Origin of the sequence: Pseudomonas sp. NPDC077408, assembly GCF_050269105.1 — a bacterium.
Lineage (GTDB): Bacteria > Pseudomonadota > Gammaproteobacteria > Pseudomonadales > Pseudomonadaceae > Stutzerimonas.
Map to the genome: position 1 here is coordinate 75,188 of NZ_JBNNHS010000002.1, position 12,458 is coordinate 87,645.

Sequence of the window (12,458 nt, forward strand, 5' to 3'; positions counted from 1 at the left end):
TTCTACACCGTCAAAGGCTACCTGTGGGGTGAACCGCACGCGCTTTTATCCGACAAGCTCAAAAGCCTATAGAAAGTCTGGACAAGCTTTGCGACATTTACCCCCAGCTGCACGCTGATAATGCCACGCACCTTCGGCACGCATTACAATCCAATCTCACGCTCACGTTTAATCTCTTTGGCTAGATAACCTCGCATGCGGTCTTTCTCAAACCTACCAACCGGGCTCCGCCTCGCTTTTCGCGCACGATTTGGCTGGCTGACTGGCAACTCGTTGCTTGTTCTAGCCCTCGCGGTTTTTTTGGCCGCCCAATTCAGCGGCCGCCAACCCGCGACAGTGGCAATGGATATCGGCCTATCGGTGATCCGGCTGATGTTGCCACTGGTGCTAATATTGATGACTCAGGAGCTGTTATCACGCGAATTTGATCGGCGTTATTTTTTCAATACTTTGTCGTATCCGCACCCACGGCATCATCTGTTGTTGGGCCGCTTTATTGCCGTAGTTCTACTAACGCTCGGGCTGTTAATTTTGCTTGCCGGCGCGCTCGCGCTACTAGTTGGGATGGTAGGTCACGGCTACGCACAGAGCACCCCGGTTACGCTGGGCACCCATTACCTCGTCACGATTGCCTTCATAAGTTTGGACCTACTACAGCTGAGCGCTGTAGCCACCCTGCTCGCAGTGCTCGCCTCCACACCCAGCTTTGTACTAATCGGCACCTTAGGCTTTATGCTCGTGGCTCGTTCATTTGGCGCCATAGTTGAACTGCTGACCCGCAACACAACGGTAGTGAACGATGCCGACGGTTACCGCTCCGGCGTCGACCTACTGAGGTACCTGCTGCCCGATCTGGGCGCGCTGGATGTGCGCATGGTCACCCTATATGGTCGGATGGAATTGCTACCCGCCGACTGGCCCTGGCTGGTGATGTCAAACCTGACTTACACGGTTGGCTTGCTGGCCTTGGCAGTTTGGGCTCTGCAACGAAAGCGTTTCGCCTGATATGCACAGGCGCCGCTCACTATCGATTGCCCTGCTTAGTTTCGCTCTGTTCGCCGGGTTCGCCACCTGGCGCGCGCAGCAACCAGTGGCACTGACACCGCAATTCTTCACCGACCGAGTAGTGATTCCTGCACCACTGCTAATCGCGCTTCATGGCGGCGACCGCTTTCTAGCGGCAGACCTTGAAACTATGCGCCTGGCTGCCACTGGCATGGACGACCGCGGCGTTGACACCGGCTATCTGGTCCGCGCTCAGCGTGAGGTTGCTCGGCTCAACCCCTGCCATGAAGACAACTACTATTTAGCAAACGGTCTGCTGACCTGGGGCGGAGCGGTCGAAGAAGGCAATGACGTTTTGCGTGCGGCCGTCGAGTGTCGTTTCTGGGATGAAATCCCGCCCTTCTTCTATGGCATCAACCTCTCGTTCTTCCAGCACAACAACGAAGAAGCCGCGCGGGTTTTGGAGATTGGTGCAGAGCGCTCTCCGCAGAACGCCGCCGCTATGCGCAAACTAGCGGTGATGCTGCGCGCCGAGCAGTTCGACGACGAACACCTGGCACTCAACTACCTGATTCAACAACGTGACAGCGCAGCCGACCCAAAGCTGCGAGATATGCTCGACAAGCGCGTTGTTCGCCTTCAGGGTCTGATCGCGCTGCGCGAGGCGCAACGCCGCTATGAAGACAAACATGGTTCGCTGATAGCGCTTGAGCAACTGGTCGAACAGCACCTGATCGACAATTTGCCAGCGGACCCCTTGCGCCTCGGCTACGAATTGCGTGATGGGCACATCGAACTGAAAAAACTGAAGATTGCCGGATTGGAGGAACAGCCTTGAGCGCAGCCGTAGAGTTTAAGGGTGTCAGCCATACCTACCGAGCCAAGGGCAAACAGGTTCAGGCTGTGCGGGATGTAAGCTTCAGCTTGGCCGAAGGCGAGGTGTTCGGCTTTGTCGGCCCCAACGGCGCCGGCAAGTCCACCACGATCAAGATCATGCTGGACATCATCAACGACTACCAGGGCAACGTGACGCTTTACGGCATTGATGCCCGCCGGGCCGAAGCCCGCCAGGGCATGGCCTATGTGCCGGAAGCGCCGGCGCTGTACGACCAATTCACGCCGTTGGAAATACTCCGCATGGGCCTTTCCATGTATGGCATCAAGCGCAGCGATGCGGATGCCTGGTGTTTGCAGTGGCTGGAGCGATTCTCCGTGGACGGCACCGGTAAACGGCGGATGCGCGAGCTCTCCAAAGGCAACGCACAGCGGGTCGCGCTGGCACATGCCATGGCTGTCGAGCCACGCCTGCTGATTCTCGACGAGCCGCTGTCCGGCCTTGACCCGGTGGGCCGCAAGGATGTGGTCGAGATCCTCAATGAATACAAGAAACAAGGTGGCGCAATATTCTTCACTTCTCATGTCCTGCATGACGTGGAGCGCATTGCCGACCGTTTCGGCTTTATCAACAAGGGCCAGCTGGTCACGGTTCGCTCGCCGCGCGAATTGGCTGCTGAGCGCGCTGACTGTTTTATCCTGCGTTACCAGGCGGATCAGTCGCTTACGCCAGCGTGCATCACACTTCGGCCTGGCGAGTTCGAGTGCGAGCTTGCACAAAGCCAGCTTCCGGCTGCCATCGCGCAGTTGGGTAACACTGGTGGCCATCTGCTGACCGTCAAGCCTGCCGTATCGCTGGAGACTGTGTTCTTCCGCATTCTCGCCGAGGCTTCGTAGACGCAATCGTACAGAGCGCCTTTTTGCGGGATGCACCTGGTTTCGCCGACCTTAGGCCGCTTTCGCCGCGAGGGCGCGCCTCCTACAAAAGCTTGATCATCCGCCGAGCTTTGCCAGTAGTTGGCCTTGAGGCGCCCGACGGGCTAGCATCGAGCCCTCTTTGCCAAAGAGCAGCGTAGCCAAAGACATCAGGAGGATTCATGAGCTTTACCGTTTACCTGTCCGGCGAAATTCACACCGACTGGCGCGACGAGATCAAGCGTGGCGCCGCCGCAGCCGGATTGGATGTGCGATTCGCCTCAGCCGTAACCGATCACGAAGCCAGTGACGCCGCCGGCGATTGCCTAGGCGCCGAGCCCAACGCCTTCTGGCGCGACCACAAGTCGTCCAAGGTCAATGCAATCCGCACCAAGACGCTAATCCAGCAAGCGGACCTTGTGGTGGTGCGTTTTGGCGACAAGTACAAGCAGTGGAACGCGGCGTTCGATGCCGGTTATTGCGCGGCGCTGGGCAAGCCTTATGTCACGCTGCATGACGCCGACATCGTGCACCCGCTGAAGGAGGTCGATGCGGCTGCCATGGCGTGGGCTACCACCACCGAACAGGTCGTGGAAATCTTGAGATATGTGGTGCGATAGCCGGGTTAAAGGCGGGTTTCGGTCGGTTCGCGAAACACTTCCCGCATGACGAACAAGGCCTTCATCTACAGAAAATTAGGGACCGATAAGCTAAAAATCTTCGCCCCGGGGCGGGCCTCCCACCAAACGACCTGTGCGTCACGATCTTTGGAGTGGCTACGTCGCGGCGAGTGCAGTCGGTGAGCCAATGGGTGCGCTGGGCCAGCCCGTCCACAAAGCAAAACAACGGACTGCTTTTTTGTGGGAGGCGCGACCCGCGGCGAAGCGGACCGAAGCCCCATCAATGTCTTGCGCCTCTCTCCGAGACGAGACACCCAATACACCACACTGCCCAAATACAAAACCTCGCCAGTGGGCGGGGTTCGTCAGCCTCAACGCCCTGCTTCTGCAGAGCGCTTCGTTGCGACAGATAGCTCGCTTAGATGGCTCCACGCTTACGCAGCAGACCAATCACTTGCCTGGCGCCCTCTTCCACCGTCATCGATTCGGTATCGACTACCAGATCGGCATTGCCAGGCACATCATAGGGGAAGGACTCACCCGGAATGTTGTCGCCACCAGCCGCATATAGTCCCTGCGGATCGCGTTGCTGGCAGGCCTGCGGTGAAGCCTGAACATAAACGGTGATAGCCCGATCGGTGCCGATCAACGCCTTGGCCTGTTCGCGACCTTCGGCATCTGGAGCGACGAACGCGGCGAGGGTCAGCAGACCGGCCTCGTTGAACTGACGCGCCACATGGGCGGCACGGCGCCAGTTTTCGGTCCGCCCAGCACGGTCCTGCGGCAGCCCCTTGTTTAGGTCGTGACGCAGGTTTTGGCCATCCAGCACATACACAGCGCGGCCCATGTCGAACAACTTGCGCTCAACCGCATAGGCCAGCGTGCTCTTGCCGGCGCCGGACAGGCCGGTGAACAGCACAGTAGCGGGCTGCTGACCGAAACGGCTTGCACGCTCTTCGGTGGATACATGAGCCAGCGCACCGTGATGACCTGAAGAGCCATGGCCGACCGGGTCCGCAATGATCATGCCCGCGCCGACGGTGCCGTTGGTGAGGCGGTCGATGATGATGAACGAGCCGGTAGCCGGATTCCTCGCATAGCCGTCCAGCGCAATCGGCGCGTCCAGGCTGACCTTAACTCGACCGATCTCATTGAGCTGCAAGCTACTGGCCGGGCCATGCTCCAACGTGTTCACGTCCACACGATGGGTGATGCTGGCAATAGAGCCGGGCACGTAGCTGGTGGCGCGTTTGATGTCGTATTTCTTGCCGGGCAGCATCGGCTCCTCGGCCATCCAAACCAGCATGGCGTCGAAACTGTCAGTGATGCGCGGCAGGTTGTCGGCATGCACGAGCATGTCGCCACGGGACACGTCGATCTCGTCTTCCAGCGTCAGCGTGATCGCTTCGCCTGGTGTCGCCTGCTCAAGCTCGCCGTCGTAGGTCACGATGGATTTGACCGTGCTGCGCTTGCCGGACGGCAGCACAACGATTTCATCGCCCTTGCGCACGATGCCGCTTGCCAGCGTGCCAGCAAAGCCACGGAAGTTGAGGTTGGGACGGTTGACGTACTGCACGGGGAAGCGCAGGTCGTCGAAATTGCGGTCGCCGGCGATCTCGACGCTCTCGAGAATCTCCATCAGCGACTGCCCTTCATACCAAGGCGCGCGCTCGGAACGGTTGACCACGTTATCGCCCTTGAGCGCGGACATCGGCACAAAGTGCAGAGACGACGGTTTGAGCTCGATACGTTCGGCAAAGGCCAGGTAATCGGCCTTGATGCGCTCGAATACGGACTGGTCGAAGTCCATCAGGTCCATCTTGTTGATGGCCACGACGATGTGCTTGATGCCCAGCAGCGAGGTAATAAAGCTGTGGCGCTTGGTCTGGGTCTGCACGCCGTAGCGGGCGTCGACCAGGATAATCGCCAGGTCGCAGGTCGAGGCGCCGGTGGCCATGTTGCGCGTGTACTGCTCATGACCGGGGGTGTCGGCAATGATGAATTTGCGCTTGGCAGTGGAGAAGTAGCGGTAGGCAACATCGATGGTGATGCCCTGCTCGCGCTCGGCCTGCAGGCCGTCGACCAGCAGCGCCAGGTCGACGTCATCGCCCGTGGTGCCGGATTTCTTCGAATCGCGGGTGATCGCTTCAAGGTGATCTTCATAGATCATCTTCGAGTCGTGCAGCAGCCGCCCGATCAGGGTGCTCTTGCCGTCGTCGACGTTGCCGCAAGTGAGAAAGCGCAGGAGCTCTTTGCGCTCGTGCTGCGCCAGGTACGCGAGGATGTCCTCGCTGATCAAATCAGATTGATGAGACATGGTGCAGAATCCTTAGAAGTAGCCCTGACGTTTCTTTTCTTCCATCGAACCTGCGCCATCGTGGTCGATGACACGGCCCTGACGTTCGGAAGTACGCGTCAGGAGCATTTCCTGGATGATCTCGGGAAGGCTTGACGCCGTAGATTCCACCGCACCGGTCAATGGGTAGCAGCCAAGAGTACGGAAGCGGACCATGCGCTTCTCGATGCGTCCCTTCTCCTCGTCGGTGAGGTGCTCGAGGATGCGCTCGTCGTCGATCATGATCAGCGTACCGTTCTTCTCGATAACCTCGCGCTCGGCAGCGTAATACAAGGGCACAATCGGGATCTGTTCCAGATAGATGTATTGCCAGATATCCAGCTCGGTCCAGTTCGACAAGGGGAAGACGCGGATGGATTCGCCCTTCTTCACGTTGCCGTTGTAGACGTTCCACAGCTCAGGACGCTGATTCTTCGGGTCCCAGCGGTGCTTGCTGTCACGGAACGAATAGACGCGTTCCTTGGCGCGGGACTTTTCTTCGTCACGCCGCGCGCCGCCGAAAGCTGCATCGAAGCCATGCTTGTCGAGCGCCTGCTTGAGGCCCTCGGTTTTCATGATATCGGTGTGCTTGGCGCTGCCATGGGTGAACGGGTTGATGTTCTGCGCCACGCCATCCGGGTTGATGTGGGTGATCAGATCCAGATCCATCTCGTTGACCATCTGCTCGCGGAACCGGTACATCTCCTGGAACTTCCAGCGCGTATCCACGTGCATCACCGGAAACGGCAGACGCCCAGGGAAGAAGGCCTTGCGCGCCAGATGCAGCATCACGGCCGAATCCTTACCGATGGAATAGAGCATCACCGGATTATCGAACTCGGCGGCCACCTCACGGATGATGTGGATGCTTTCCGCCTCCAGCTGTTTCAGATGCGTCAGTTTGTCGACCATGGCTACTCACGAATTTGCAGATGGGACGGCCGGCACGGCCGGAACGAGGCGCAACTTTAGCACGGCATTAGATTCTAATCAGGACGCCTGTTAGATCTAAAAGCTCTAGCTTTATGCCGAGCGAAACCCTCCCTACTTTTCGAATCACACAGCCCCGCAGCCTTCGAAGGCGACGCGTCAAGCGGGGTTCGGGCAATCGATGAACAGATGCTCGATGGCGAACCGCTTCGCCAGATGTTCACCCAGGGCCTGAACGCCATACCGCTCAGTGGCGTGATGACCGGCGGCGAAAAAGCTCAGTCCGTTTTCGCGTGCGATATGCACAGTGGGCTCTGAAATTTCTCCCGTCAGGTACGCATCGACGCCTGCGGTTACCGCTTGATCGATATAGCCCTGTGCACCGCCAGTACACCAGGCGATCCGCCTGATCAAGCCCGGACCTTCGACCATCAGCGGCTCACGCCCAAGCGCAGCGTGAACCCGACGCATGAAATCAGCCGGCGTAAGCGGCGTATCGAGGGCACCCACAAGCCCGACCGAGCGAGGATTATCCGGCTCCAAAGCGCCCTCAACGGTCAACCCGAGCAGGCGCGCCAACTGCACGTTGTTACCCACCTCGGGATGGACGTCGAGTGGCAGGTGATAGGCAAGCAAACTGATATCATTGCTGAGCAGGGTTTTCAGCCGGCGCTGCTTGATCCCGACTACACGCGGATCTTCGTTCTTCCAGAAATAGCCGTGGTGTACCAGCACCACATCGGCTTGCGCCTCGACGGCCGCATCCAGCAACGCCTGGCTAGCGGTGACGCCGCTGACGATGCGCTGTACCTGCGGGCGCCCCTCCACCTGCAAGCCGTTAGGACAATAATCAGGAATCTTCGCGGCGTTCAGGAAGCGGTCGGATTCATCGACCAGGGTGGTCAGCGCGACGGCCATGCAAGCATCCTCCTACGGGATCAGTGACTAGAAAGCGGCGTCATTTGCAAAAAAACAGACGAGACAAACATCAGAAAATGTTGCGGATTAACCGCTCTAGACGGTGCGTTGCAGATTTGCGGCCGGCAAGGCTGCATTTCACGGCCAGCTTCGTATAATGCCGCCACCTTAAGAGGCGCTCTCGCCTTCCGCAACCTGCTCGGACGTCCCATCGCGATGATCAATGCCCTGCGTTTTTTTGGCTGGCCGTTGCTGGTAGGCCTGCTAGTGGCCCTGCTGATCATTCAGCGCTACCCGCATCTGGTAGGGCTCGGCGCCGAGCCGGAGTACAGCCTGCAGCAAGCGCCGCTGATCGGCATCCCCCAGCAAGGCCCCTACTCCTATGCCAACGCAGTCAGCAGCGCTGCGCCCGCAGTAGCTAATCTCTACACCACCAAGGTTATCGATAGCGCCAGCCAGCCGCCCATGCTCAAGGACGATCCGCTGTTCCGGCGCTTCTACGGGGACAACCTGCCGCGTCAACGCCGCATGGAATCGAGCCTGGGCTCGGCGGTGATCATGAGCCCGGAAGGCTACCTGCTGACCAACAACCACGTCACGGCGAATGCGGAACAAATCGTCGTGGCATTGCGCGATGGTCGGGAAACCCTGGCACGGGTAATCGGCAGCGACCCTGAAACCGATCTAGCGGTACTCAAGATCGACCTGGCGGACCTGCCTGCGATCACCATCGGCCGCTCGGATGGCATTCGCATCGGGGACGTGACGCTGGCGATCGGTAATCCGTTCGGCGTGGGGCAAACCGTGACGATGGGCATCATCAGCGCAACCGGCCGTAACCAGCTGGGTCTTAATACCTATGAGGACTTCATCCAGACTGACGCGGCGATCAACCGCGGTAACTCGGGTGGTGCGCTGGTGGATACCGCCGGCCACCTGATCGGCATCAACACGGCAATCATTTCCGAGTCCGGCGGATCACAGGGCATCGGCTTCGCCATCCCAGTGAAGCTAGCCATGGACGTGATGAAATCCATCATCGAGCATGGCCAGGTCATTCGCGGCTGGCTGGGAGTCGAGGTGCAATCGCTCACACCGGAACTGGCAGAGTCCTTCGGCCAAGCCGGTCGACCCGGAATCGTTGTTGCCGGTGTCTACCGCGATGGGCCGGCTGAACGCGCCGGTTTGCTGCCGGGCGACCTCATCCTCAGCATCGATGGTGCGCAGGCAAGCGATGGTCGCAGTTCAATGAACCAGGTTGCCCAGGTGCGACCGGGGGACAAAATCGATATCGACATTCTGCGTAACGGCAAGCCGCTGACGCTGACAGCCGAGGTGGGCATGCGGCCACTGGTGGAGAAAGCTCCGCAATAGCCCGCTCGTTCGGCCAAGCAATCAAGCGGAGTGGGCGTACTCGACTCTCGAGCAGACCCAGGCTTTGCGTTCGCAATGAGGCGAAAACCGTAGCGGAAATTCAATTGAGCAGGGAGATCACTGTAGAAACGGAACACTGCTGCCCGGTCTATGCCGAGCAGAGTGTTCGGAGAACAACGATACGCTCAAACTGGCCGCTGCTAACACCGACCGGAGGTAGCAGCTGCATGTGACAGGACGCTTGCAGCGCGCCGGATTAGCCGATGTGCTTTAGCGCATCGAGTAATGCCTGATTCTGCTCCGGCGCCCCAATACTGATCCGCAGAAACTGTTCGATGCGCCCCTGCTTGAAGTGCCGCACGATAACGCCGTGTTCGCGAAGCCCGGCTGCCAGCGCAGCAGCGTCGCGCTGCGGATGCCGGGTGAAGATGAAGTTCGCTGCCGAGGGCAGCACTTCAAAGCCTAACGCCTGCATCGCAACCGTCAAGGCTTCGCGGCTGGCGATCACCTTCTGGCAGGTTTGCTCGAAATAAGCGCGGTCTTCGAACGCAGCCGCAGCGCCGGCAATGGCGATGCGGTCCAGCGGGTAGGAGTTGAAACTGTTCTTGATGCGCTCCAGCGCCTCAATCAGATCCGGATGCCCTACCGCCAGACCGACACGCAGCCCTGCCAGCGAGCGAGATTTGGATAATGTCTGGGTAACCAGCAGGTTCGGGTAACGATCCACTAATGCGATTGCCGACTCACCGCCGAAGTCGATATAGGCTTCATCGACCACAACGACCGAATCGGGGTTTTTCTGCAGCAGCCGCTCGATGGCCTCAAGCGGCAGCAGGCAACCTGTCGGCGCGTTGGGATTGGGAAAAATTATTCCCCCGTTTGGCCGAGCGTAATCGGCCACCTCAATCTGAAACTTGTCATCCAGCGCGATAGCCTCGTAGGCGATGCCATACAGGGCGCAATAGACCGGGTAGAAGCTGTAGGTTACGTCGGGAAACAGCAGCGGCTTGCCATGCTGGAAGAGCCCGTGAAAGACGTGGGCCAGTACCTCGTCCGAACCATTGCCGACGAAAACCTGGTCCGGCCGGACGTGATAGTAATCAGCGACGGCGCGCTTGAGTCGCTCACCGTTCGGGTCCGGATACAGCCGCAAGTTGTCGGTCAACTCGGCTTGCATCGCTGCGAGCGCCTTGGGCGAAGGGCCGTAGGGGTTCTCATTGGTGTTGAGCTTGACCAGATTGGTCAGCTTCGGCTGCTCACCGGGCACATAGGGAACTAGCTCTTTTACGAAGGGGCTCCAGAATTTGCTCATCCGCCCTTCTCTCCTCAGAAAATGATCGATTGCCGCCGGTGGAATCGGTGAGGCGTTCCCTACCGGTCGGGTGGCAAGACAGAACAAGCGAAGCCTCATCCGCTCCGCTTGGTTACAGTTACCCCTTGATTCGGTACTCGGCGCTGCGTGCGTGGGCGGTAAGAGACTCACCCCGCGCGAGTACCGAGGCGATCTTGCCCAGCTCGGATGCACCTTCAGCCGAACAGTTGATGATCGAGGAGCGCTTCTGGAAATCGTACACGCCCAAGGGCGACGAGAATCGCGCAGTGCCCGAGGTTGGCAGGACATGATTCGGCCCAGCGCAGTAATCGCCCAACGCCTCGGCTGTGTAACGCCCCATGAAAATCGCTCCCGCATGTCGAATCTGCGGCAGCCACGCATCGGGATCAGCCACTGATAGCTCGAGGTGCTCGGGCGCGATGCGATTAGCGACATCAATCGCTTGCTGCATGTCAGCAACCTGAATCAATGCCCCACGCCCCTGCAGCGAGGCGCGAGCAATTTCGCTACGTTCAAGGGTCGGCAGCAAACGGGAGATGCTCTCAGCGACCCGGTCGAGGAAAGCTGCATCCGGGCTGACGAGGATCGACTGCGCATCTTCGTCGTGCTCGGCCTGGGAAAACAGATCCATGGCGATCCAGTCGGGATCGGTCTGGCCGTCGCACACCACCAGAATCTCGGAGGGGCCTGCGATCATATCGATACCGACCTTGCCGAATACGTGGCGCTTGGCCGTCGCGACATAGATGTTGCCTGGCCCGACAATCTTGTCCACCGGCGGGACGCTTTCAGTTCCGTAGGCCAGCGCAGCGACAGCCTGAGCCCCACCGATGGTGAAGACCCGGTCGACGCCAGCGATGCACGCAGCAGCCAGCACCAGTTCGTTGATTTCACCGCGCGGAGTGGGGACCACCATCACGACCTCCGGCACCCCTGCAACCTTCGCAGGGATGGCGTTCATCAGCACTGACGATGGATACGATGCCTTGCCACCTGGCACGTATAGGCCCGCGCGATCAAGCGGCGTGACTTTCTGACCAAGCACGGTGCCGTCAGCTTCGGTGTAGGTCCAGGAGTCCTGCTTTTGCCTTTCATGATAGAGGCGGACACGTTCAGCGGCAGCTTCCAGCGCCTGGCGCTGGGCCGGGCTGATCCGTGTAAGCGCCAGCTCAAGCCGCTCACGCGGCAGGATGAGGTCAGCCATGGAGGCGACTTCAAGGCCGTCAAAGCGCTGGGTCAGCTCTACCAGTGCGGCATCGCCACGCTCGCGGACGGCCTTGATAATCTCCAGCACACGCTGATTGACACCATCATCGGACACGCTTTCCCAGCTCAACAGATGATCCAGGTGTCGCGCGAAATCGGGATCAGCTGCGTTGAGTCGGCGGATGTCGATGGGAGTGATCATAACGGGCCTCATGAAGGGATGAGTACAGCGATAGCCAGGCGCCCTAGACTAACAAGCCGACCGCGCGGGCACCTGGATATTTAGGCTATGACGCGGATAGGCTGGCCGGCCTTCTACCGCCCGGCCGTTGATTACTCGTGGTGGGCAATGGCGCTTTGGAGCGCATCGATCAGGGCCTGGATGCGCGCATGCTGCATCTTCATTGAGGCCTTGTTGACCACTAGGCGCGAGCTGATCATGGCGATCAGTTCCTGAGGCTCCAAACCATTGGCGCGCAGCGTATTACCGGTGTCGACGACGTCAATAATCTTGTCTGCCAGCCCCACCAGAGGCGCGAGCTCCATCGAGCCGTAAAGCTTGATGATGTCGACCTGCCGCCCTTGCTCGGCGTAGTAGCGCTTGGCGACGTTGACGAATTTTGTCGCAACCCGCAGACGCCCCTTGGGCTCTGCTGCACCGACCTTTCCGGCGGTCATCAGCTTGCAGTTGGCGATTCGCAGGTCCAGTGGCTCGTAAAGCCCTTGCCCGCCGTATTCCATCAGCACGTCCTTGCCCGCGACGCCAAGGTCCGCAGCGCCGTGCTCGACATAGGTCGGTACATCCGTGGCACGCACGATCAGCAGACGCACATCATCTTGCGTAGTCGGAATGATCAGCTTGCGGCTTTTTTCAGGATTCTCGGTGGGGACGATACCGGCGGCGGCGAGCAGCGGCAGCGTATCGTCGAGGATGCGGCCTTTGGACAGGGCGATGGTGAGCATGAACGGTTTATTCCTTGAAGCCTAT

At 59.5% G+C, this 12,458-nt stretch carries 11 protein-coding genes; 5 read left to right on the forward strand and 6 right to left on the reverse strand.

Annotated elements, in window-relative coordinates:
* Positions 1-195: 195 nt before the first annotated feature.
* The 4 genes from ACQKEK_RS05435 (at position 196) to ACQKEK_RS05450 (ending at position 3,374) form a co-directional block, all read left to right on the forward strand.
* A complete protein-coding gene (locus ACQKEK_RS05435; RefSeq protein WP_499141452.1) occupies positions 196-1,005 on the forward strand; it encodes an ABC transporter permease in 810 nt (269 codons plus the stop codon).
* A gap of 1 nt (position 1,006) precedes the next feature.
* Positions 1,007-1,843, forward strand: coding sequence for a hypothetical protein (locus ACQKEK_RS05440; protein WP_499141454.1), 837 nt, complete (start codon positions 1,007-1,009; stop codon positions 1,841-1,843).
* Entirely contained in the window at positions 1,840-2,736 is an 897-nt protein-coding gene (locus ACQKEK_RS05445; RefSeq protein WP_499141456.1) for an ABC transporter ATP-binding protein, read from the forward strand. Before ACQKEK_RS05440 ends, ACQKEK_RS05445 begins: the two co-directional genes overlap by 4 nt.
* Before the next feature lie 200 nt (positions 2,737-2,936).
* The gene (locus ACQKEK_RS05450; protein ID WP_499141457.1) at positions 2,937-3,374 is read left to right on the forward strand and encodes a YtoQ family protein; all 438 of its coding nucleotides are present in this window, start codon (positions 2,937-2,939) and stop codon (positions 3,372-3,374) included.
* 418 nt (positions 3,375-3,792) lie between these two features.
* On the opposite strand, the gene cysN is transcribed toward ACQKEK_RS05450, so the two are convergent.
* The 3 genes from cysN to ACQKEK_RS05465 all read right to left on the reverse strand — a co-directional run bounded on the left by cysN (position 3,793) and on the right by ACQKEK_RS05465 (position 7,557).
* Positions 3,793-5,691, reverse strand: a complete 1,899-nt coding sequence (gene cysN / locus ACQKEK_RS05455) for a sulfate adenylyltransferase subunit CysN (protein WP_499141459.1) — start codon at positions 5,689-5,691, stop codon at positions 3,793-3,795.
* Positions 5,692-5,703: 12 nt separating this feature from the next.
* A complete protein-coding gene (cysD, locus tag ACQKEK_RS05460) occupies positions 5,704-6,621 on the reverse strand; it encodes a sulfate adenylyltransferase subunit CysD (protein ID WP_463287431.1) in 918 nt (305 codons plus the stop codon).
* Between the two features lie 177 nt (positions 6,622-6,798).
* The gene (locus tag ACQKEK_RS05465; protein ID WP_499141460.1) at positions 6,799-7,557 is read right to left on the reverse strand and encodes a Nif3-like dinuclear metal center hexameric protein; all 759 of its coding nucleotides are present in this window, start codon (positions 7,555-7,557) and stop codon (positions 6,799-6,801) included.
* Positions 7,558-7,773: 216 nt separating this feature from the next.
* Here ACQKEK_RS05465 and algW point away from each other — a divergent pair, with 216 nt between their 5' ends.
* Entirely contained in the window at positions 7,774-8,931 is a 1,158-nt protein-coding gene (algW, locus tag ACQKEK_RS05470) for a Do family serine endopeptidase AlgW (RefSeq protein ID WP_045424755.1), read from the forward strand.
* A gap of 256 nt (positions 8,932-9,187) precedes the next feature.
* On the opposite strand, the gene hisC is transcribed toward algW, so the two are convergent.
* The 3 genes from hisC to hisG all read right to left on the reverse strand — a co-directional run bounded on the left by hisC (position 9,188) and on the right by hisG (position 12,433).
* A complete protein-coding gene (hisC, locus tag ACQKEK_RS05475) occupies positions 9,188-10,243 on the reverse strand; it encodes a histidinol-phosphate transaminase (protein WP_499141461.1) in 1,056 nt (351 codons plus the stop codon).
* 118 nt (positions 10,244-10,361) lie between these two features.
* Entirely contained in the window at positions 10,362-11,672 is a 1,311-nt protein-coding gene (gene hisD / locus ACQKEK_RS05480) for a histidinol dehydrogenase (protein ID WP_128120038.1), read from the reverse strand.
* Positions 11,673-11,803: 131 nt separating this feature from the next.
* Positions 11,804-12,433 (reverse strand): ATP phosphoribosyltransferase, encoded by a 630-nt coding sequence (gene hisG / locus ACQKEK_RS05485; RefSeq protein WP_045424748.1) that lies wholly within the window; start codon positions 12,431-12,433, stop codon positions 11,804-11,806.
* Positions 12,434-12,458: the final 25 nt, after the last annotated feature.